Origin of the sequence: Rhodoplanes azumiensis (genome assembly GCF_042682915.1) — a bacterium.
Taxonomy (GTDB): Bacteria; Pseudomonadota; Alphaproteobacteria; order Rhizobiales; family Xanthobacteraceae; genus Rhodoplanes; species Rhodoplanes azumiensis.
On record NZ_JBHUIW010000010.1, the window covers coordinates 37,854 to 58,730 of the forward strand.

Consider the following 20,877-nt stretch of genomic DNA (forward strand, 5'->3'; position numbering starts at 1 on the left):
GGGCAGACACGGGGACGCAATGCCCGCACTGCAGCGCCGAGTCGGAGCGGCGACCCTGCTGCCGGACGAGCTCCGGGCCGGGCTGGAGCGGCGCATCCGCCAGCTCGTCGGGCTCGTGCTGGTCGGCCTCGCGATGCTGTGCACGGCGGCGCTCGTCACCTGGTCGGTGAAGGATCCGAGCCTCAGCCACGCCACCGCGGCGCCGGTGCGCAACCTGCTCGGCGCCCCGGGCGCCATCGCGGCCGACCTGTTCATGCAGCTGTTCGGCCTCGCCACCCTGGCGCTGGTCGGCCCGGTCGCCGCCTGGGGCTGGCGGCTCGCCCATCTGCGCCGGTTCGATCGCGAGAGGTGGCGGGTGCTGGCCTGGGCGCTCGGCGCGCCGCTCGCCGCCGGCTTCGCGGCCTGCCTGCCGCGCAGCGCCGCCTGGCCACTGCCGAGCGGGCTCGGCGGCGTGATCGGGGATTTTCTGGTGCGCGGCCCGGTGTCGCTGTTGCCGGCCGGCACCGGCACCATGGTCCTGGCGGCCGTCTACGGTGTGCTGGCTGTCGCGGCTCTCCTGTTCGCCAGCGGCGTCGGCTTCGCCGCGGTCGATCCCGATGCGCCTGCGCCGGCGAAGCCGGCGGCCAGGAAGGCCGCCCCGCCGCCGCCCGTTGCGCGCGACGGCGAGGAGGACGAGGAGGACGACACGGGTCGCGACCGCGCCTCGATCTCGCTCGGCTTGGTCGTGCATTCGCTGCTCAGCCTGAAGGCACGGGCGCTGCGGCTCGCCCGGCACGGCGTGCTGGCCGGCGTCAAGCTCCTGAAGACGACGCGCGAGCCCGACATCGACCACCGCACCTTCGAGCGGCGCGAGCCGCGCTTCGACGGCGACACCGGCGACCCGGCCGAGCGGCGCGCCTACGACGAGGCGCCGCCCTTCGACGCGGCCGAGGAGCCGGAGGTCGAGGACGAGGCCGAGGAGGAGCCGGCGCCCCGGCGTGCGGCCAAGAAGCTTCCGCCGCCCAAGAAGCCGCCCGCCAAGGCGAAGGCGAGCGAGTACGAGCTGCCCTCCGTCAACCTGCTCGCCGCGCCCAAGGCGTCGGACCGTCACGCGCCCTCGATGGACCTGATCAAGGCCAACGAGGCGGCGCTGCAGACCGTGCTGGGCGACTTCGGCGTGCGCGGCGAGATTCTCGATGCGCATCCGGGGCCGGTCGTCACGCTCTACGAGCTGGAGCCGGCGCCGGGCATCAAATCGTCGCGGGTGATCGGGCTCGCCGACGACATCGCCCGCTCGATGAGTGCCGTGTCGGCGCGCGTCGCCGTGGTGCCGGGCCGCAACGTGATCGGCATCGAGCTGCCCAACGCCACGCGCGAGAAGATCTATCTGCGCGAGATGCTGGCCGCCGAGCAGTATCACGACTCCTCGGCCAAGCTGCCGCTCTGCCTCGGCAAGACGATCGGCGGCGATCCCGTCATCGTCGACCTCGCCCGCATGCCGCATCTCCTGATCGCCGGCACCACCGGCTCGGGCAAGTCGGTCGCCGTCAACACCATGATCCTCAGCCTCCTGTACCGGCTGCGGCCGGACCAGTGCCGGCTGATCATGGTCGATCCCAAGATGCTCGAGTTGTCCGTGTACGACGGCATCCCGCATCTCCTCACGCCTGTCGTCACCGACCCGAAGAAGGCCGTGGTCGCGCTCAAATGGGCGGTGCGCGAGATGGAGAGCCGCTACAAGAAGCTCTCCAAGGTCGGCGTGCGCAACATCGACGGCTACAACGCCCGCCTCCAGGAGGCGAAGGCGAAGGGCGAGCGGCTGTCGCGCACCGTGCACACCGGCTACGACAAGGAGACCGGCACGGCCATATACGAGACCGAGGAGCTCGACCTCGAGCCGCTGCCCTACATCGTCGTGGTGGTCGACGAGATGGCCGACCTGATGATGGTCGCCGGCAAGGACATCGAGGGCGCCGTGCAGCGCCTCGCCCAGATGGCGCGTGCCGCCGGCATCCACGTCATCATCGCGACGCAACGTCCCTCGGTCGACGTCATCACCGGCACCATCAAGGCCAACTTCCCGACCCGCATCTCCTTCCAGGTGACGTCGAAGATCGACAGCCGGACCATTCTGGGCGAGCAGGGCGCCGAGCAGCTGCTCGGCCAGGGCGACATGCTCTACATGGCGGGCGGCGGCCGCATCAGCCGCGTCCATGGTCCGTTCGTGTCCGACGAGGAGGTGGAGAAGATCGTCCGCCACCTGCAGGCGCAAGGCACCCCGCAATATGTCGAGGAGGTCACGGCCGAGGAGCCCGAGGGCGACGGCGAGGCCGTGTTCGACGGCACCGCCATGGGCCAGGAGGGCGGCGACCTCTACCAGCAGGCCGTCCAGGTCGTCCTGCGCGACCGCAAGGCGTCCACGAGCTACATCCAGCGCCGCCTCCAGGTCGGCTACAACAAGGCCGCCTCGCTGATGGAGCGGATGGAGCAGGAGGGCATCGTCGGCCAGGCCAACCACGCGGGAAAGCGCGAGATTCTGGTGGGCGGCGAGGGCGGCGAGGACAGTTTCTGAGCGACCCGCTATGCTGGCCGAAGGCCGCGCCGCGAGTCGCGCCGGAACGCCGGGGTCGGAGCATCGGGATCGGAGCACATTGGGAGGCCGGTGGCCCGTCGGGCCGCCGCGCCGTGGCCCCCGGGCCGCGAAATCGCCATAGACCTGGACGACAGGTCTTGTCTCTGAGGATGGGGTGAATCGGAGATGAACATGCGGACTTCGGGGGCGGCCGCGCGGATCGGCAGCTTGACGCTCGGGACGTGCCTGCTCGCCGCCTGCCTGGTCGGCGCCACCGCTGTCTCGGCGGCCGAGACGGTTCCGCTGCCGGTGCCCTCGCCCAAGAAGCGTGTCGCCCAGGCGACGCCCCCGGCGCGTGCGCCGCTGTCGGCGCCGACCCTGACCGGCACCCCGCCCACCGGCTCGATCGTCCCGGTCGCCGCACCGGCCCAGGGTCGCGGCCTCGACGGCTCGCAGAAGCTGCTGGCCGACAAGGTCAGCGGCTATCTGTCGGGCGTCCACGCCCTCACCGGAAACTTCATCCAGGTCGGCCCCGACGGCGGCCGCACCGAGGGCCAGTTCTACATCCAGAAGCCCGGCAAGGTGCGGTTCGAGTACAACCCGCCGAGCCCGATCGACGTCGTCGCCGACGGCAACTCGGTGGTGGTGCGCGACCGCAAGCTCGCCACCCAGGATCTCTATCCGCTGTCGCAGACGCCGCTGCGCTATCTGCTGGTCGACAAGATCGACCTCACCAAGGACACCAACGTGGTCTCGGTCTCGGCCGACGACGTGTTCGTCACCATCGTGATCGAGGAGAAGCAGGCGCTCACCGGCACCCACAAGCTGATGATGATGTTCGGCGCCAAGGACATGCAGCTCAAGCAGTGGACCGTGACCGACCCCCAAGGCTACGACACCACGGTCGCGGTCTACAATCTCGACCCGAGCGCCAAGCCCGACCCCGGCCTGTTCAAGATCAACTACGAGCGCGTGCTGCAGTAGGGGCGCGCGGCGGGGCCGCCGCGACGCTGTCGCGGGTCGCCCGCAGCAGGTCGCCCGTCACGGGGATGCCGATCGTCTCGGACGACGACATCGGTGTCCCTCGGAGCAGGGCAAGGGCGCTCAAGGTCGTATAAATTCCGACCAGGGGCGACGGGTCCGTGGAACGCTGGGCGATAGGCCGCATCGCTATGGGTTTCGGCCTTGCTCCGGCCCGCATCCGGGCTATCAAGGGACCGAAACGAAGGTTCCGATGCCCCTCACCATCTCCACCTGGAACATCAACTCGGTCCGGCTGCGGATCGAGCTCGTGGCGAAATTTCTGAAGGCGACCCGGCCGGACGTCCTCTGCCTACAGGAGACCAAGTGCCCGGACGATGCTTTCCCGCTGAAAAGGCTGGCGAAGCTCGGCTATGGCCATGTCGCGATGAGCGGCCAGAAAGGCTATCACGGCGTCGCCATCGTCTCCCGCCTGCCGTTCGAGGCGACCGCAACGCGCGCGTTCTGCGACAAGCAGGACTGCCGCCACGTCGCCGTGACGTTCGGCGAGACGACGGGCCTCAAGGATCCGGCGACGCTGCACAACTTCTACGTCCCGGCCGGCGGCGACGAGCCCGACCCGGTGGCGAACACGAAGTTCGCCCACAAGCTGCAGTTCCTCGACGAGATGCGCGTCGCCGACGGCTTGCATCCGGCGAACGGCGCCCGCGCCATCCTGGTCGGCGACCTCAACGTCGCCCCGCTGGAGCACGACGTGTGGAGCCACAAGCAGATGCTGAAGGTGGTCTCGCACACCCCGGTCGAGTGCGAGAAGCTCGTCGCCGTGCAGAAGGCGGGCGCCTGGATCGACGCCATGCGGGCGCATGTGCCGCCGAGCGAGAAGCTCTACACGTGGTGGAGCTACCGGGCGGCCGACTGGGCCGCCTCCGACCGCGGCCGACGGCTCGACCACGTCTGGGTGAGCCCGGTGCTCGGCGACCGGGTGTCGTCCATGACCGTCACCCGCGCGGCGCGCGGCTGGCCCCAGCCCTCCGACCACGTGCCCGTGACGGTGAAGCTGGAGATTTGAGGTTCCAGAATCGCACAGTGATGCATCACTGGGAGATTTGATGCATCACTGGCCGAAAATGCTCACCGCCCGATGTCGAGATGGGCTCGCACCTGGGCGATGTCCTCCGCGGTCTCCAGTGCCCGGCTGGCGAGGTGGTCGCGCAGCCGGAAGGCGGCGTCCGGAAAGCCTTCCAGCATCTTGAGGAAGAGCTGGCGCGGGATGCGCATCACGGTCGAAGGCTCGGTCGCCGTGGCGGTGACCGGTCGGATCGTGTCGATCAGGAGCGCCATCTCGCCGAGCAGCACCCCGGGGCCGACCGAAACCAGCGGCCCGTCGGGGCGGCCCGAGTCGAGCCGGAAGGCCCCCTCCTGAACCACGTAGCCGCAGTCGGCGGGCTCGTCGGCCCGAAACAGCACGTCGCCGGAATCGAGCGACCGGCTCTCGCAGCCGATCGCGAGAATCCGCAGCGCACCCGGCCCGAGCAGGCGGAACGTCGGCACGCTCGCCAGGAAGCCGATATCGTCCTCGATGCTCATTGGGGCGAAGCGACGCTGCCGGACAGTGGGGGCGATTTCCGGGACGGCCGGTTCCGTGAGGGCAGGACCGGCCGCGCCCCCGGCGACCGGCTCACTCGAATTTACCGCGAGTTCGGCGAAAGTGGATTCCGAACTTCCCCGCAGCCGAATCGTAATCCGATAACCTTAAACAGAAATTCCCGTCCCGCCCGGTCTCCCGGGGCTGCGGGCGAACGGTTCGGGCCGGGCTGCCGGCGGCCTCTGGCCGGCGCCCCGCTCACGGCACCAGCTTGTACCCGCCCGCCTCGGTGACCAGGATGGCCGGATTGGCGGCGTCGCGCTCGACCTTCTGGCGGAGCCGGTAGATGTGGGTCTCGAGCGTGTGGGTGGTGACGCCCGAATTGTAGCCCCAGACCTCCTGCAGCAGCACGTCGCGCGACACCGGCTTCTGCCCGGCCCGGTAGAGGAAGCGCAGGATCGCCGTCTCCTTCTCGGTCAGCCGCACCTTGTTGCCCTTCGGGCTGACCAGGAGCTTGGAGCTCGGCCGGAACGTGTAGGGGCCGATGGCGAAGACCGCGTCCTCGCTCGCCTCGTGCTGGCGGAGCTGGGCGCGGATGCGCGCGAGCAGGACCGCGAACCGAAAGGGCTTCGGCACGTAGTCGTTGGCGCCCGATTCGAGCCCGAGGATCGTGTCGGAGTCGGTGTCGTGGCCGGTCAGCATGATGATCGGCGCCTTGAAGCCGTTCTTGCGCAGGATGCGCACCGCCTCGCGGCCGTCGATGTCGGGCAGACCGACATCCATCAGCACCAGATCGAACGGCCCGGCCTTGGCGGCCTGCACGGCCTTGGCGCCGGTGTCGACGGCTTCGGGCTCGAACTCGTCGTGGAGCGAGAGCTGCTCCACCAGGGCCTCGCGCAGCTCGGCCTCGTCGTCGACGATCAGGATCTTCCGGGCATTCGGCATCGGTCGAGGCCTCTGGCGCACGCGCACGCACGGGACGCGCACAAATCACGCGAGTGTGCGCGAAGTAGAGCATTCGGGCATAAAAGAGCAAGCGTCCCGACGCACCGGAAGGTGGCCATACCCTTGATTCCTCAGACCCATGGACGAAAGGTGGAGGGCCGGAGCCGGCCCCTCTCCCGCATCGTGGTGACGGCGCGCCCCGGCGCCCCGACCCGCGGCTGGCTGATCGCCGGACCGTTGCGCCTGCCGGTCGCCCTCGGTCGGACGGGGCTGAAGACCGACAAGCGCGAGGGCGACGGCGGTACGCCGCGCGGCCGATACCGCCCGGTGCGGCTCTGGTGGCGGGCCGACCGCGGGCCGATCCCGCGCAGCGGCCTGCCGGCGAGGCGCATCACGCCGGACCTCGCGTGGTGCGAGGATCCCGCCGACCGCCGCTACAACCGGCCGTTCCGCCGCGTCCGGCGGGCCGACGGAACGGTCGAGCCCGGCGACATGCTGTGGCGCGACGACCGGCTCTACGACGTGGTGATCGAGATCGACCACAACCGCCGGCCCCGGATCGCGGGACGGGGCAGCGCCGTGTTCATCCACGTCGCCCGCGAGGGATTCGCGCCGACCGCCGGCTGCATCGCGCTCGCCCCGCGCGATCTGCGCCGGCTCCTGGAAAAGATCGGGCCGCGGACCCGGATCGTCGTCGGGTGAAGGAGGAGGCGCCGATCCGCGGAACTCAGGGCCGCCAGCCGGCGGCCTCGGCCTCTTGGTCGCCGGTCTCGGCGGCGCGTTCGCCGTCGACCACGGCCAGCACGGCGCGCAGCACCTCGGGCACGCCCTTGCCGGTGGCGCCGGAGAGCAGGAGGGGCGTCGTCTTGGCGGCACGCTTGAGGCGGGCGACCTGCTGCTTGAGATCCTCGGGCGACAGCGCGTCGATCTTGTTGAGCGCGACGATCTCGGGCTTCTGGTCGAGGTCGTGCTCGTAGGCCGAGAGCTCGCCCCGCACCGTCTTGTAGGCCTTGCCGGCGTGCTCGCAGGTGCCGTCGACGAGGTGCAAGAGAACGCGACAGCGCTCCACATGGCCCAGGAAGCGGGTGCCGAGGCCGGCGCCTTCGCTCGCCCCCTCGATCAGGCCCGGGATGTCGGCCAGCACGAACTCGCGGCCGTCGATCGAGACGACGCCGAGCTGCGGATGCAGGGTCGTGAACGGATAGTCGGCGATCTTCGGCTTCGCGGCGCTCACCGCGGCGAGAAACGTCGACTTGCCGGCGTTCGGCAGGCCGACCAGGCCGGCGTCGGCGATCAGCTTGAGGCGCAGCCAGATGGTGCGCTCCTCGCCCGGCTGGCCGGGGTTGGCACGGCGCGGCGCCTGGTTGGTGGACGACTTGAAATGGGCGTTGCCGAAGCCGCCGTTGCCGCCCTTGGCGATGACGACGCGCTGGCCGACCGCGGTGAGGTCGGCGAGCAGCGTCTCGTTGTCCTCGTCGAAGATCTGGGTGCCGACCGGCACGCGCAGCACGACGTCGGCGCCGCGCCCGCCGGCGCGGTTCTTGCCCATCCCGTGGGTGCCGGTCTTGGCCTTGAAGTGCTGCTGATAACGATAGTCGATCAGCGTGTTGAGGCCGTCGACGCACTCGGCCACGACGTCGCCGCCGCGGCCGCCGTCGCCGCCGTTCGGGCCGCCGAACTCGATGAACTTCTCGCGCCGGAACGAGACGCAGCCCGCCCCGCCGTCGCCGGAGCGGATGTAGATCTTGGCCTGGTCGAGGAATTTCATGCGCTCATCACGGCGGGTTGGTCGCGCCGTGCTCCAGGACTGGAACGCCGAGTTTTCGCGCGACCGCCTCCATACCGACATCGAAGGTCAGGAGTCGAGCCCCGATTCGCTGGGCGATCGCGATGTTGATCGCGTCCGGAGCCCGCAGGTTGAGGTCGAGGCGACGAATGAACGTCGTACAAAGCGCGACGTCGCTCGCCGTTACCTCGACCCGTCGTGCTTCACGCGCGACCCAATCGTCGAAATTGTCGAACACGATGCGGGCGTCGTCGACCGTGAGCGCTTGCATCCTGACCTGCCGTGCGATCACCGAAGCGAATTCGGCCGCGGCGAAGTCGCTGACGACGAGGCTCGGCGCCGTCAGGAGCAGGGCGTCTGCCGTGCCGCTGTGGAGGTCGTCCGTGAACGCCGCGACCAGGACGCTGGCGTCCAAGTAAACCCTCACCGCTCTCCCTCGTCACGAATCTCCCGGAGCAGAGCGCCCGCATCGAGACGTCCCTTCCGTCCCTTGACCCGGTTCGCGATGAGCCATTGCACGGCTTCCGCCGACACTGGCTTCTCCACCGGGGTGATGGTGGCCACTGGCCGGCCTTGACGCGTCAGGACGACCTCCTCGCCCCGTTCGGCGCGGTCGATCAGATCGGTGAGCTGGTCTGTCGCTTCGACCCTGTGGGTGCCCATGGTTGAAAAATAGGCTCGAATTTCGCCGACTCCAACCGGATTCGGGCGTCGACGTCCGGTCGACGCCCGGATGGGCCCGGCCTCACGCCGAGCAGCGCACCCTGGTGGCGGTGCGGCCCCAGCCTTTCAGCGACGTCCAGATGGCGCGCTCCAGGCGGAAGCGGTCGAACGGCGCCGACGAGCGGATGGCGCGGATGCGGTGCAGCTCGACCCCGGTCCACTGGAAGCCGCACTTCTCCAGCACCCGGCGCGACCCCGGGTTCGAGGTGCGGGCGCCGGCGACGATCGCCTCGACGCGGTGCTCGCCGAAGGCGTGGTCGATCAGCGCGCGGGCCGCCTCGGTGGCGTAGCCGCGGCCCCAATGGGGGGCGCCGAGCCAGTAGCCGATCTCCGGGGTCTCGTCGGTCGTCCAGCGCAGGGCGCAGGAGCCGAGCACGGCGCCGTCGTCGGCCCGGGTGATCAGGAACGTGTCCTCGCCGCCGTCGAGATTGCTGACGGCGATCCAGTCCTCGGCGTCGCCGAGACCGTAGGGATGCGGAATACGCAACGTGTTCTCGGCGATCCGGCGGTCGTCGGCGAGCGTCGCTACGGCTTTTGCGTCCTCGAGGCGCGGCGCTCGCAGAATCAGCCGGTCGGTCTCGAGGACGAGGCTACACGCCTCGTGCAGGTCGCCCCTGGGTCGTTCGAGGATGGTCATGGCGGGCTCCGTTTTCCGAACTGGAAGGCCATCCGACCTGGAAGGCCAAAAGAGAAGGGGAGGCCGGCGCTCTCCGGTCTCCCCTTCTCGGAACCCGCTTGTCCTTCGCGGATCCGCCGGGAGACTTGCGCCGGCGGACCCCGAAGTGATCCACCGTCTACTCGGCCGCGGCCTGCGTCGTCGCCGGTACCACCGACACGTAGGTGCGGCCCTTGGCTTTGGTCCGATACGCGATCGTGCCGTCGACGAGCGCGAAGAGAGTGTGGTCCTTGCCGAGGCCGACGTTCACGCCCGGATGCCACTTGGTGCCGCGTTGACGCACGATGATGTTTCCCGCCCGGCAGCGCTCGCCACCGAACATCTTCACGCCCAGGCGCTGGCCTGCCGAATCGCGGCCGTTGCGCGAGGAGCCGCCTGCTTTTTTGTGAGCCATGGCTCGAATCCGTTTCGATCTAGGGGTCTATCGACGAACTGTGACCAAATCATCACCGGGCCGGACACGAAGAGTTAACCGCGCCGGCCCTGCTCCCGCCTCACTCCGCCGTCGGGGCGGCCTCGGGCTGGCGCGACGGCGCCTTGCCGTCGGTCAGGATCTCGGTGATGCGGACCAGCGTGAAGTCCTGGCGATGGCCGCGCTTGCGCCGCGAGTTCTTGCGGCGGCGCTTCTTGAAGGCGATCACCTTGGGACCACGGCCCTGGCGGACGATCGTCCCGGCCACCGAGGCGCCCGCGACGGTCGGGACGCCGAGCAGGGTCTCGTCCCCGCCGACCACCAGCACCTCGCCGAACGTGACGGTGTCGCCGGCTTCGCCCGCGACGGAATCGACCTGCAGCAGGTCGTCGGCGACCACGCGGTACTGCTTACCGCCGGTCTTGATGACTGCGAACATCTTTCTGTCCTCGTGTTCGGATCCGACCTTTGAGGGGCCGGCTTCTTTCAGTCGGTTGCACATCTCGACCGCGCGAACGGCCGAATTCTGAAGCCTTGCCAGAGGCTTGCACCCGGAGAGCGCGGGCCGGCGCGGCCATGTGGGAAGGCGCGGGCCCCGGAGGGCCCGCGCCGCACGACGGTTTTATGGCGACGGCTCCCGGCCGAGTCAAGGAAGGCGCGTCGATTCGGCCGACGGTTGTCGCCTCCGAACCCGTTGTCCGGTCACGCATCGGCCGACCTGCCTCACCGCTCGCGCCGCCGTTCGCGTGGCCCCTTGTGTCGGCGCGGCCGGTTCTGTAGAAGTCCGTCCCGCCGGGCGGCGACGCCCGCACTCGGCCCCGCGGAGAGGTGGCAGAGTGGTTGAATGCACCGCACTCGAAATGCGGCATACGGGTAACCGTATCGGGAGTTCGAATCTCCCCCTCTCCGCCACTCGCGCTCCACCGATTCCTTAAACATCGACGGCGCCCCGGTCTCGCCGCTGCGACGCGCCGCCGTCGCGGGCCCGGACCGGCCGCCGTCCGCATGGTCCGAAAAGCCCGTCCGCATGATCCGCCTCGATTCCGTCTCCAAGCAGAACGGTCACCATCTCCTGTTCGTCGAGGCCTCGGCGGCGATCCAGCGCGGCGAGAAGGTGGGGCTGGTCGGCCCCAACGGCGCCGGCAAGACGACGCTGTTCCGGATGATCACCGGCGAGGAGCCGCCCGACGAGGGCCAGGTGGCGGTCGATCGCGGCGTCACCATCGGCTACTTCAGCCAGGACGTCGGCGAGATGGCCGGCCGCAGCGCCCTCTACGAGGTGATGGACGGCGCCGGCCCGGTGAGCGCCGTCGCGGCCGAGCTGAAGGAGCTCGAGCATGCGCTCGCCGATCCCGATCGCGCCGACGAGATGGAGGCGATCATCGAGCGCTACGGCGAGGTGCAGCACCGGTTCCAGGAGCTCGACGGCTACACACTCGAGGCGCGTGCCCGAGAGGTGCTCGCCGGGCTCGGCTTCGACGAGGCCATGCAGGAGGGGGACGTCGGCGCGCTGTCGGGCGGCTGGAAGATGCGGGTGGCGCTCGCCCGGATCCTGCTGATGCGCCCCGACGCCATGCTGCTCGACGAGCCGTCGAACCATCTCGACATCGAGAGCCTGATCTGGCTCGAGCAGTTCCTGAAGGGCTACGAGGGCGCCCTGGTGATGACCTCGCACGACCGCGCCTTCATGAACCGCGTCGTGAACAAGATCGTCGAGATCGACGGCGGCGCGCTCACCACCTACACGGGCGACTACGAGTTCTACGAGGGCCAGCGCGCGCTCGCCGAGAAGCAGCAGCAGGCGCAGTTCGAGCGCCAGCAGGCGATGCTGGCCAAGGAGATCAAGTTCATCGAGCGCTTCAAGGCGCGGGCCTCGCACGCGGCGCAAGTTCAGAGTCGGGTGAAGAAGCTCGACAAGATCGAGAAGGTCGAGCCGCCGCGGCGGCGCCAGACCGTGCTGTTCGACTTTCCGCCGGCGCCGCGCTCCGGCGAGGACGTCGTGAGTCTCAAGGGCGTGCACAAGGGCTACGGGTCGAAGCGCATCTACGAGGGCCTCGACTTCATGGTGCGGCGGCGCGAGCGCTGGTGCGTGATGGGCGTCAACGGCGCCGGCAAGTCGACGCTTCTCAAGCTCGTCGCCGGCGCGACCGCGCCCGACGCCGGCACCGTCACGGTCGGCGGCAGCGTCAAGATGGGCTACTTCGCCCAGCACGCCATGGATCTGCTCGATGGCGACCGCACCGTGTTCGAGCAGCTGGAAGACGCGTTCCCGCAGGCCGGCCAGGGCTCGCTGCGCACGCTCGCCGGCTGCTTCGGCTTCTCGGGCGACGACGTCGAGAAGCGCTGCCGCGTGCTCTCCGGCGGCGAGAAGGCGCGGCTCGTGATGGCGCTGATGCTCTACGATCCGCCCAACTTCCTGGTGCTCGACGAGCCGACCAACCATCTCGACATCGCGACCAAGCAGATGCTGATCGGCGCGCTGGCGAACTACGAAGGCACCATGCTGTTCGTCTCGCACGACCGGCATTTTCTCGCCGCGCTGTCGAACCGGGTGCTGGAGCTGACGCCGGACGGCGTCCACCAGTACGGCGGCGGTTACACCGAATACGTCGCCCGCACCGGCCACGAGGCGCCGGGCCTGCGGAACTGATCAGGTCGCCTCAATATGGGCCGTGCGGCACGCGCCTACGCTGCCGGTCAGCACGGATACAGTGCTGCAAGTATCCTCTGAAGCCGCGGCGTATGCTGCGCGGCTCCCTCTCCCCGGCGGGGAGAGGGTTGGGGTGAGGGGGTGCCGACGCCGATTGTCTTGATCGAGAGGGTGGCACCCCCTCACCCGACGCGCTGCGCGCGTCGACCTCTCCCCGCTGGGGAGAGGTGACGGAGAGGCGAAAATCACACCTTCGCGTCGGCCGGCACCGGCGGCGCGTAGACCAGCGGACGGTGCGGCAGCGGCGGCAGCTCGATCGTGATCGCGTCGTTCGGGCGCACCTCGCCGCCCCGGATCACGATGCTCATCACGCCGCATTTGAGAGCGACCCCGGCGGGGCCGCGCTCGACCAGGTGCTTCAAGAGGCCCTTCTGGAAATTGTCGATCTGCACGCACGGGTTCCGCAGGCCGGTCAGCTCGATCACGGCGTCGGATCCGAGCTGCAGCCGTGTGCCGGTCGGCAGTGCCGGCAGGTCGATGTTCCGGGTCGAGATGTTTTCGCCGAGATCGCCTGGTCGCACGGCATGGCCCTTGCCGGCCAGTTCCTCCAGCGTCTCCGCCGCGATCAGATGCACCTGGCGCAGGTTCGGGGTCGGGCCGAAGCGGCGGATGTGATAGAGGTGCTGGTCGGTCGCGCCGGCATGGGCGTCGCCTTCGACGCCCAGGTTCTCGATCAGGCGGATCCACAGGGTCGGGGGCTTGCCGAAGCTGTGCCTCGCGGCGGCGTGAACCGAGGAGACGAAGGGTCGCGCAGGCGCATCGGTCGGCACGGATCATCCTCTGGCTGTCGGTCGCGAGCCCCGGGCGAGAGGCGTAGCCCATCGGCGGCCGCGATCCAAGCCGCCGTCCCGACCCGCCGTCCCGACCCGCTGTCCCGAGCCGTCGTCAGCCGGTCGTCAGGGGCGGTGCCGCAATAAGGGGGCCGAAAGGTCACGAGACTCGCCCGACCGGGCCGCTGCCCGCGCGCGGCGCGAGGCACCATCGGAGCCGTCATGTCGCGTCCGCTGCTTCTTCGGCTGCATCGCTGGATCACCCTCGTGTTCGCGTTGCCGCTCGCCGTCGTGCTCGTCACCGGGCTGATCCTGTCGTTCGAGCCGATGATCGCCGGCTCTTCGCCCGGCGCGGTCACGGCGGCGCAGCTCGACGCGCTGATCGCCCGCCACGATCCCGACGGCAAGGCGCGCGGCGTCGCGCTGCGGCCCTATGACGGCTCGCTGGTGATTTCCGGCGTGCGCGCCCAACCGATCGTCGTCGACCTTTCGACCGGTGCCGAGCGCGCCGACATCGGGCCGCTCGCCCGCGTGCTGCTGACCGCGCGCCAGATGCACGAGCGGCTGATCTGGGATCTCGGCTGGCTGGTGACGGCGAGCACCGTCGCCATGCTGGTGGTCGCCGTGCTGGGCGTTCTCATGGGCTGGCCGCGCCTCGCCAACAACCTTGCCGGTTGGCACAAGGGGGTGGCGTGGATCGGCCTGCCGCTCGTGATCCTGAGCCCGCTCACCGGGCTGGCGCTCGCCTTCGGCATCTCGTTCACCGGGGCGCCGCCGGCGGCCGGCCCGGTGGTGCCGTTGCGCGAGGCGGTCGGCATGGTGACGGCCCGGCACGACGCTGCATCGCTCCTGTGGCTGCGCCAGCGCGGCCGGGCGCTGCTCGCCCGCGTCGACGACGGCGGCGAGTACAAGGTCTACGCGGTCGGCCGCGCCGGTCTGGTCGAGACCGGGCGCAACTGGCCGCGGCTGATCCACGAGGGCAACTGGGCGGGCGCCTGGTCGGCCCTGATCAACGTGATCACGTCCGTCGCGCTGATCGGCCTGATGGTCACGGGCGTCTGGCTGTGGGGTCGCCGGCAGGTGAGGCGGCTGCGCAACCGGAGCCGGGCGGGGGCCAAGACGGCGGCGGCGTGAGGTGCGGACCGACCTGAACGGTGGTGCTCGGCGTGAGTCGATGACGTCCGGTCTCCGTCGTCCCGGGGCGGCGCGAAAGCGCCGCGGCCGGACCCCTATACCAAAGTTTCTCGCGGGCCACCCGCACCGGGAGTATGGATCCCGGGCCCGCGGACCTGCGGTTCGCGCCCCGGGATGACCGTGGCCTCACCCCTCCTGTAAAATCTCCTTCAGGCGCTGTGCGTCGTGCGGGGCGGCACTTTTCCGGTCGTTGTCGAAATAGACGTAGACGGTGCGCATCTGCCGCTGCCAGGTGCGGATGTGGTCGGCCCAGTCGCGCAGCGTCGCCTCGGGGTAGCGGTCGTGGTCGTCGCCCGGCGGGCCGTGGCCGCGCACATAGACGTGGCGGGCGGTGAGCTGCCACGGCGTGCGGGCGTCGCGATGGTCGGAGAGGCACAGCGCCACGTCGTGCCGTCGCAGCAGCGCGAAGACCTCGTCGTCGAACCAGCTCGGGTCGCGCACCTCCAGCACATAGGGGCGGCCGGGCGACAGCAGATCCAGGAAGACGCGTAGCCGCTCGTGGTCGACGCCGAAGCGAGCCGGGAGCTGGAACAGCACCGGTCCCGCCTTCGGCCCGAGCATGGCGAGCCGCGTCTCCATCAGCTTCAGGCTCTCGGCGGTGCGTGGCGACAGCCGCTTCCAGTGGGTGATGAAGCGCGACGCCTTCCAGGCGAAGACGAAGTTTTCGGGCGTCTGGTCGCGCCAGGCGGAGACGGCGCCGAGCGGCGGCGTGCGATAGAACGAGCCGTTGATCTCGGTGGTGTCGAAGCGGCCGCCGTACCAGGCGAGCCATTTGCGCTTCGGCAGGTCGCTCGGAAAGAACACGCCGCGCCAGCCGTCGTGGCTCCAGCCCGAGGTTCCGATATGGACCGTCGACGTCTCGGGCACGGGCCGGCCTCCTTTTTTCTCGCGCGGCGCTCGGCGGCCACGCCACGGCGGCACCAGACGGCCGCTCTCGCGGTGTAAACCCCGGCGGCGCAACTCGGTTTCGGCGCGATCGCAAGCCCTTACCGCGGCACCGCCGGGGCGGGTCGCAGGCGCGCTCGGCTCGATTGCCAACCCGCGCCCGGTGTGGGATGCCAGGCCCATCGCTGTCGTTGTCAGGCTCTGCTCGCCGTGCCGTCCGTGACCCGTCACCCGTCCTCGACCAGAAGAACCGTCGTCCGCCAGATGTCCGGCTCCGTCCCCTCCGACACCGCCCCCGGCGCCGCGACCGCGCCGCCCGGCCGGCTGCCGGCGCTGCGCGACTTCGGCCGCATCGTCGTCAAGGTCGGCTCGGCCCTGCTGGTCGACCAGGAGACCGGGCTGAAGGAGACGTGGCTCGCCTCGCTGGTCGAGGACATCGCCGGCCTCCACCAGGAGGGCCGCGACGTGCTGGTCGTCTCCTCGGGGGCCATCGCGCTCGGCCGCTCGATGCTGCGGCTGCCGCGCGGGCCGCTGGCGCTGGAGGACAGCCAGGCGGCGGCGGCGATCGGCCAGATCGCGCTCGCCCGCATCTGGGCCGAGGCGCTCGGTCGCCACGGCATCACGGCGGGGCAGATCCTGGTGACGCTCGGCGACACCGAGGAGCGCCGCCGCTACCTCAACGCCCGCTCCACCATGGCACGCCTGCTCGATTGGCGGGCCGTGCCGGTGATCAACGAGAACGACACCGTCGCCACCAACGAGATCCGCTACGGCGACAACGACCGCCTCGCGGCGCGCGTCGCCACCATGGCGAGCGCCGACCTGCTGGTGCTCCTCTCCGACATCGACGGCCTCTACACGGCCCCGCCCGGCCAGAACCCGGACGCCACGCTGATCCCGGTGGTCGAGGGCATCACGCCGGAGATCGAGGGCATGGCGGGCGAGTCGGCCTCGGAGCTCTCCAAGGGCGGCATGCGCACCAAGATCGAGGCCGCCAAGATCGCCACCACGGGCGGCACCCACATGGTGATCGCCTCGGGCCGGGTCGACCACCCGCTGCGCGCCGTCGCCGACGGGGCGCGCGCCACCTGGTTCCTGGCGGCCGGCAATCCCGTCACGTCGCGCAAGAAGTGGATCGCCGGCTCGCTGGAGCCGAAGGGCACGCTCCATATCGACGCGGGCGCCGTCGCGGCGCTGCGCCGCGGCAAGAGCCTGCTGCCGGCCGGGATCGTGCGCATCGACGGCGAGTTCTCCCGCGGCGACGCCGTGCTGGTGCGCGGGCCGGACGGCCACGAGATCGGCCGCGGCCTCGTCGCCTACGACGCCGCCGATGCCGAGCGCCTGCGTGGCCACTCCTCGGCCGACATCCCGAAGATCCTCGGCACCCACGGCCGCACCGCCGTCATCCACCGCGACGATCTCGTCGTGGCGTGGGGGTAGGGCGTCAGCGCCGTCTCAGCAAACCCTTGATCGGTATCGCTTGACACTCGACCAGAGGAACAGGCGTAGAACACGCTCTAGGTATAAGAAGATAATCTTATGTGTGAGAGAGAACTCCTCAAGCGTATCGCTTGACGCCGCTCAGACCGTGGGATGCTCGCGCTGTTGAATCGCCGCGAGCACAGACGTGGCGACGCCTTTAGCGGAGGAGCGAGCCATGCAGCCCGACTTTGAGTTTCCGAGCTGGGGAAACCGTAGACACAAAGGGCGCGGTTGGCCCGGTGTAGCCGCCTTTGCGCTTTTGATCTTTAGTCGTGCAATCTGCTTTTTCATTCTTTTACAGATGGTTGGAACATCCTCCAACGGAGTCGAGATGCTAATTGCGCTGATGAAAAATCACGTCAGATGATCAACGAGGCTCGGCTGCGTTGGTGTCTGAGAGGCAGGAATATGCTGCCTCATCAGCCTCGCTCGCCCATTCGGTGAACATCACGAACGGATCCTCGACCTCCTCGGGCTCCTCGGACTGCTTCGGATCAATCATGGCTCGCTCCGAACCGAACCGTCGCGTCAGATCGAGAATTTCCCCTCACCTGAGGTGCTCGGCCACTGATCTCGGGTTTACCCGAGATCAGCACGGAAGTGCGCAAGTCGGCTACAGCCGACTTGCGTGGTCGAGCCTCGAAGGATGTGGCCACCAGAAACGGCATCGGCGCTCGGGCCGTCGCCCTTCGAGGCCCGGCTTCGCCGGGCGCCTCAGGGTGACGGATAACGGTCGACGCCACAGCCGAGCTACGACCCCTTCGCCAAGACCTTCTCGATCTCCGGCTTCAGCACCGTGTCGAGGTTCTTGGCCGTGATCGGGCCGACCAGCTTGTAGGCGATGGTGCCGTCGCGGGCGAGCACGAAGGTCTCGGGGACGCCGTAGACGCCCCATTCGATGCCGGCGCGGCCGCGCGAATCGGCGCCCGTGGCGTGATAGGGGTTGCCGTAGCGCTCCAGGAACTTGATCGCATTGGCCGGCTCGTCCTTGTAGTTCAGCCCGACGATGCGGATGCGCTTGTCCTCGGCGAGCCGCATCAGGAGCGGCGCCTCGTCCCGGCACGGCACGCACCACGACGCCCACACGTTGAACACCGTGACGGCGCCCTTGAGATCGGCGGTGTCGATGCCGGGCACCGGCGTGCCGTCGCGCTCCAGCCCGGGGATGCCGGGCAGCGTGGTGGCGGGCGCCGGCTGGCCGATCAGGGCGGAGGGCAGGGCCGAGGGGTCGCCGGCGCCGAGCCGGTAGAGGAACAGGCCGGCGAGCGCGATGAAGATCACCAGCGGCAGCAGCAGGATCCAGCGCCGTCGCGCGCCGCCCGTCTCAGACGGCACCGTGGTCATGCGGCCGGCTCCTTCACGGGGGTGGAGGTCGCCGGCGCCGTGGTCGGAGCCTCGGCCGAGCGGCGGCGCACGCCGCGCGCCTCGAGGTCGGCGAGCAGGCGGGCCTGACGGCGGCCGTCGAGCCACACCCACAGCACCAGCGCGACCACGACGATCGTCGTCACCGCGTAGGAGGTGACGATGAACACGGCATGCGGCCCGAGGAACGTGGCACTGTCCATGGCGGTCACGCTCCGCGCGCGCTCTGCGCCTGCAGGAGGCGCAGCGTCCGCACCCGCCGCCGCAACACCTCGTTGCGCATCGCGGCGAGATGCAGCGCGACGAACAGGAGCGTGAAGGCCAGCGTCATGGCGAGCAGCGGCATCAGGATGGACGGGTGGATGGTCGGGCCGTCGACCCGCACCACCGAGGCCGGCTGGTGCAGCGTGTTCCACCAGTCGACCGAGAATTTGATGATCGGCAGGTTCAGGGCGCCGACCAAGGTGAGGATCGCGGCGGCGCGGCCGGCCCGGCTCGGATCCTCGACCGTGTTCCACAGCGCCATCAGGCCGAGATACATCACGAACATCACCAGCACCGAGGTGAGGCGCGCGTCCCACACCCAGTAGGTGCCCCACATCGGGCGCCCCCACAGGGCGCCGGTGACCAGGCAGACGAACGTGAAGGCGGCGCCGAGCGGCACCGCGGTCTTGGCGGCGACGTCGGCCAGCGGATGGCGGAACACCAGGGTGCCGAGCGCCGACATCGACATCATGCCCCAGCAGAACATGCCGAGCCACGCGGCCGGCACGTGGATGAACATGATCTTGACGGTGGCGCCCTGCTGGTAGTCGTCGGGCGCGCCGGCGATGCCCCAGAAGGCGACCGCGAAGGCGACGACGGACAGCCCGGCGACGACGGGCAGAACCCGGTCGACGAGGCGCAGGAAGCGGGTCGGATTGGCGAGGTCGATCCAGGCCATGTCGATCTCTTGGTCCGCTGTCTCTTAGTCCGCACGCCATGGCCGCGCAATGCGGCACTTCTACGGAAGCGGCGAACCCGTCCGCCCGGACTACTCCATGCCGTGGCGCAGCGTCGCGCCGGCGGCGACCGGGCCGACCACCAGGCTGACCAGGGTGAGGGCGCACAGGATCGTGAACGGGGTGCCGAACGGCACCGGGCCGACGATCGCGGCGTTGGAGGCGGCGACCCCGAAGATCAGCACCGGCACGGTCAGCGGCAGCACGAGCACGGGCAGCAGCAGCCCGCCGCGGCGCAAGGCGGTCGCCAGTGCCGCCCCGATCAGCCCGGTGAAGGTCAGGGCCGGCGTGCCGGCCAGCAGGGTCAGCACCACGGCGCCGAGCCCGGCCGGCTCCAGGTTGAGGAACAGGCCGAGAATGGGCGCGGCGATCACCAGCGGCACGCCGGTGGCGAGCCAGTGCGCGATCCCCTTCACGGCGACCGCGAGCTCGATCGGCACCCGGCCCATGAGGAGGAGGTCGAGCGACCCGTCGTCGTGGTCGGCGGCGAGCAGCCGGTCGAGGGCCAGGAGCGAGGCGAGCAGGGCGCCGATCCACAGGATCGCCGGTCCGATCCGGCGCAGCAGCGCGAGATCCGGCCCGATGGCGAACGGCATCAGGGTGACCACGGTGAGGAAGAACAACACCCCCATCATCGCGCCGCCGCCGACCCGCAGCGCGATCTTGAGGTCGCGGACGAGGAGGGCGCGAAGCGCGGTCATGTCGGGGCTCCTGGCATGCGCCCGACAGGTCTGATCGTGGCGTTCGAGCGCGCGGCCACCCCCCTCCCCAACCCTCCCCCACAAGGGGGGAGGGAGCCGGCAGAGGCTTGCTGCGACTCCGAAACACACCCGTTCGAGTGATTCATCCGCGCCATGGAGACCGCGCTGGCGCCTCCGGCGTTCCCTCCCCCACGCAACCCGGGCTCGCCCGGGTTGCGCATGATGCTGCACAAGTCGGGCAGGCCCGACTTGTGTCGGGGGAGGGACAGGGAGGGGGGTGAGCCCCGACCACGGAGCAAGCGAGATACCGACACCGCCCTCACGCCGCACCTCCCAGCCGCAGCTCGCGCGTGTCGTCGAGGCCGAGGGGGCCGTGGGTGGCGGCGACGACGATGCCGCCGGCGGACAAATGCGCCTTCATCAGGCCGGCGAGGCGGGCCTGCGAGGCGACGTCGAGCGCCGCGGTCGGCTCGTCGAGCAGCCACACCGGTCGGTCGACGGCCACCAGCCGGGCGATCGACAGGCGCCGGCGCTGGCCGGCCGACAGGAAGCCGGCCGGCAGATCGGCGATCTCGGCGAGCGCCACGGCGTCGAGCGCGGCGTCGATGCGGCTGCGCTCGCCGCCCAGGAAGTCGATCCAGAAGGCGAGGTTCTCGGTGACGCTGAGCGACGTCTTCAGGGCGTCCTGGTGACCGAGATAATGGGCCTGCTCGGGCACGGTCAGCTCGGGATCGCCGCCGTCGAGCGTCAGCGTGCCGGCGGTGCGCCGGACCAGCCCGGCGATCAGCCGCAGCAGCGAGCTCTTGCCCGCCCCGTTGGGGCCGACGAGCAGCAGGGCTTCGCCGCCGGCGGCCCGGAAGCCGAGCCCGGCGAAGATCTCGCGCTGTCCCCGCACGCAGGCGAGATCGCTTCCGATCAGGTCCATCCCGGTCTCGACCGCCCCGGAGCCGGCCCGGCCGGCCTCCGTCCCCCGTTGGCTTGTTTAGAATCGCGACGATGTAGCAGAATTCCAAGAAAGCTCTTATAAGCAGCGACCGTGCCCATCACCCACCAGACGACAGCCCGGTGCCGCAGCACAGGCGATCACTATCGCCACGGGGTGCTCTCGTCGAC

General features: G+C 70.0%; 23 protein-coding genes and 1 tRNA gene. 8 read left to right on the forward strand and 16 right to left on the reverse strand.

Features of this window, described 5'->3' with window-relative positions; all coding sequences use genetic code 11:
- Positions 1 to 19 precede the first annotated feature (19 nt).
- The 3 genes from ACFSOX_RS10475 to ACFSOX_RS10485 all read left to right on the forward strand — a co-directional run bounded on the left by ACFSOX_RS10475 (position 20) and on the right by ACFSOX_RS10485 (position 4,601).
- On the forward strand, positions 20 to 2,551 hold the full coding sequence (locus ACFSOX_RS10475) for a DNA translocase FtsK (protein ID WP_378477756.1): 2,532 nt from the start codon (positions 20 to 22) through the stop codon (positions 2,549 to 2,551).
- 192 nt (positions 2,552 to 2,743) lie between these two features.
- Positions 2,744 to 3,535 carry an outer membrane lipoprotein carrier protein LolA gene (locus ACFSOX_RS10480; protein WP_378477757.1) on the forward strand — a complete coding sequence of 264 codons (792 nt, stop codon included), beginning with the start codon at positions 2,744 to 2,746 and terminating at the stop codon, positions 3,533 to 3,535.
- 250 nt (positions 3,536 to 3,785) lie between these two features.
- Entirely contained in the window at positions 3,786 to 4,601 is an 816-nt protein-coding gene (locus ACFSOX_RS10485) for an exodeoxyribonuclease III (protein WP_378477758.1), read from the forward strand.
- A 62-nt stretch (positions 4,602 to 4,663) separates the two neighbouring features.
- On the opposite strand, the gene ACFSOX_RS10490 is transcribed toward ACFSOX_RS10485, so the two are convergent.
- The gene (locus tag ACFSOX_RS10490) at positions 4,664 to 5,119 is read right to left on the reverse strand and encodes a cyclic nucleotide-binding domain-containing protein (protein ID WP_378477759.1); all 456 of its coding nucleotides are present in this window, start codon (positions 5,117 to 5,119) and stop codon (positions 4,664 to 4,666) included.
- 256 nt (positions 5,120 to 5,375) lie between these two features.
- Entirely contained in the window at positions 5,376 to 6,062 is a 687-nt protein-coding gene (locus ACFSOX_RS10495) for a response regulator transcription factor (RefSeq protein WP_111358883.1), read from the reverse strand.
- A gap of 123 nt (positions 6,063 to 6,185) precedes the next feature.
- Here ACFSOX_RS10495 and ACFSOX_RS10500 point away from each other — a divergent pair, with 123 nt between their 5' ends.
- A complete protein-coding gene (locus ACFSOX_RS10500; RefSeq protein ID WP_378477760.1) occupies positions 6,186 to 6,764 on the forward strand; it encodes a L,D-transpeptidase family protein in 579 nt (192 codons plus the stop codon).
- Positions 6,765 to 6,789: 25 nt separating this feature from the next.
- Here ACFSOX_RS10500 and obgE read toward each other — a convergent pair whose 3' ends face one another.
- From obgE to rplU, 6 genes are all read right to left on the reverse strand, one after another.
- A complete protein-coding gene (obgE, locus tag ACFSOX_RS10505) occupies positions 6,790 to 7,830 on the reverse strand; it encodes a GTPase ObgE (protein WP_378477761.1) in 1,041 nt (346 codons plus the stop codon).
- 7 nt (positions 7,831 to 7,837) lie between these two features.
- Positions 7,838 to 8,275 carry a type II toxin-antitoxin system VapC family toxin gene (locus tag ACFSOX_RS10510; RefSeq protein WP_378477762.1) on the reverse strand — a complete coding sequence of 146 codons (438 nt, stop codon included), beginning with the start codon at positions 8,273 to 8,275 and terminating at the stop codon, positions 7,838 to 7,840.
- On the reverse strand, positions 8,272 to 8,511 hold the full coding sequence (locus ACFSOX_RS10515; protein WP_378477763.1) for a type II toxin-antitoxin system Phd/YefM family antitoxin: 240 nt from the start codon (positions 8,509 to 8,511) through the stop codon (positions 8,272 to 8,274). The genes ACFSOX_RS10510 and ACFSOX_RS10515 overlap by 4 nt, the downstream gene beginning before the upstream one ends.
- Before the next feature lie 82 nt (positions 8,512 to 8,593).
- Positions 8,594 to 9,208 (reverse strand): GNAT family N-acetyltransferase, encoded by a 615-nt coding sequence (locus tag ACFSOX_RS10520; protein WP_378477764.1) that lies wholly within the window; start codon positions 9,206 to 9,208, stop codon positions 8,594 to 8,596.
- A gap of 157 nt (positions 9,209 to 9,365) precedes the next feature.
- Positions 9,366 to 9,641: a 50S ribosomal protein L27 gene (gene rpmA, locus ACFSOX_RS10525; RefSeq protein WP_378477765.1), complete on the reverse strand. Its 276-nt coding sequence runs from the start codon at positions 9,639 to 9,641 to the stop codon at positions 9,366 to 9,368.
- Positions 9,642 to 9,741: 100 nt separating this feature from the next.
- Positions 9,742 to 10,098 (reverse strand): 50S ribosomal protein L21, encoded by a 357-nt coding sequence (gene rplU, locus ACFSOX_RS10530; protein ID WP_378477766.1) that lies wholly within the window; start codon positions 10,096 to 10,098, stop codon positions 9,742 to 9,744.
- Between the two features lie 383 nt (positions 10,099 to 10,481).
- Between rplU and ACFSOX_RS10535 the strand changes: the two genes are divergently transcribed.
- Positions 10,482 to 10,571 (forward strand) — tRNA-Ser (locus ACFSOX_RS10535).
- 115 nt (positions 10,572 to 10,686) lie between these two features.
- The gene (locus ACFSOX_RS10540) at positions 10,687 to 12,309 is read left to right on the forward strand and encodes an ABC-F family ATP-binding cassette domain-containing protein (protein ID WP_378477767.1); all 1,623 of its coding nucleotides are present in this window, start codon (positions 10,687 to 10,689) and stop codon (positions 12,307 to 12,309) included.
- Between the two features lie 245 nt (positions 12,310 to 12,554).
- Here ACFSOX_RS10540 and ACFSOX_RS10545 read toward each other — a convergent pair whose 3' ends face one another.
- On the reverse strand, positions 12,555 to 13,139 hold the full coding sequence (locus ACFSOX_RS10545; RefSeq protein ID WP_378477768.1) for an MOSC domain-containing protein: 585 nt from the start codon (positions 13,137 to 13,139) through the stop codon (positions 12,555 to 12,557).
- A 222-nt stretch (positions 13,140 to 13,361) separates the two neighbouring features.
- On the opposite strand from ACFSOX_RS10545, the gene ACFSOX_RS10550 reads away from it, so the two are divergent.
- On the forward strand, positions 13,362 to 14,273 hold the full coding sequence (locus ACFSOX_RS10550; RefSeq protein WP_378477769.1) for a PepSY domain-containing protein: 912 nt from the start codon (positions 13,362 to 13,364) through the stop codon (positions 14,271 to 14,273).
- A gap of 186 nt (positions 14,274 to 14,459) precedes the next feature.
- On the opposite strand, the gene ACFSOX_RS10555 is transcribed toward ACFSOX_RS10550, so the two are convergent.
- Positions 14,460 to 15,200 carry a DUF72 domain-containing protein gene (locus tag ACFSOX_RS10555; RefSeq protein ID WP_378477770.1) on the reverse strand — a complete coding sequence of 247 codons (741 nt, stop codon included), beginning with the start codon at positions 15,198 to 15,200 and terminating at the stop codon, positions 14,460 to 14,462.
- A 282-nt stretch (positions 15,201 to 15,482) separates the two neighbouring features.
- On the opposite strand from ACFSOX_RS10555, the gene proB reads away from it, so the two are divergent.
- Positions 15,483 to 16,658: a glutamate 5-kinase gene (gene proB, locus ACFSOX_RS10560; RefSeq protein WP_378477771.1), complete on the forward strand. Its 1,176-nt coding sequence runs from the start codon at positions 15,483 to 15,485 to the stop codon at positions 16,656 to 16,658.
- 409 nt (positions 16,659 to 17,067) lie between these two features.
- On the opposite strand, the gene ACFSOX_RS10565 is transcribed toward proB, so the two are convergent.
- The 6 genes from ACFSOX_RS10565 to ccmA form a co-directional block, all read right to left on the reverse strand.
- Positions 17,068 to 17,202 carry a hypothetical protein gene (locus ACFSOX_RS10565; protein WP_378477772.1) on the reverse strand — a complete coding sequence of 45 codons (135 nt, stop codon included), beginning with the start codon at positions 17,200 to 17,202 and terminating at the stop codon, positions 17,068 to 17,070.
- Between the two features lie 248 nt (positions 17,203 to 17,450).
- The gene (locus ACFSOX_RS10570) at positions 17,451 to 18,044 is read right to left on the reverse strand and encodes a DsbE family thiol:disulfide interchange protein (RefSeq protein ID WP_378477773.1); all 594 of its coding nucleotides are present in this window, start codon (positions 18,042 to 18,044) and stop codon (positions 17,451 to 17,453) included.
- Positions 18,041 to 18,265 (reverse strand): heme exporter protein CcmD, encoded by a 225-nt coding sequence (ccmD, locus tag ACFSOX_RS10575; protein ID WP_378477774.1) that lies wholly within the window; start codon positions 18,263 to 18,265, stop codon positions 18,041 to 18,043. Before ccmD ends, ACFSOX_RS10570 begins: the two co-directional genes overlap by 4 nt.
- 5 nt (positions 18,266 to 18,270) lie before the next feature.
- Positions 18,271 to 19,005 (reverse strand): heme ABC transporter permease, encoded by a 735-nt coding sequence (locus ACFSOX_RS10580; protein WP_378477775.1) that lies wholly within the window; start codon positions 19,003 to 19,005, stop codon positions 18,271 to 18,273.
- 90 nt (positions 19,006 to 19,095) lie between these two features.
- Positions 19,096 to 19,764: a heme exporter protein CcmB gene (ccmB, locus tag ACFSOX_RS10585; protein ID WP_378477776.1), complete on the reverse strand. Its 669-nt coding sequence runs from the start codon at positions 19,762 to 19,764 to the stop codon at positions 19,096 to 19,098.
- A gap of 319 nt (positions 19,765 to 20,083) precedes the next feature.
- Entirely contained in the window at positions 20,084 to 20,689 is a 606-nt protein-coding gene (gene ccmA / locus ACFSOX_RS10590) for a heme ABC exporter ATP-binding protein CcmA (protein ID WP_378477777.1), read from the reverse strand.
- Between the last annotated feature and the right edge of the window lie 188 nt (positions 20,690 to 20,877).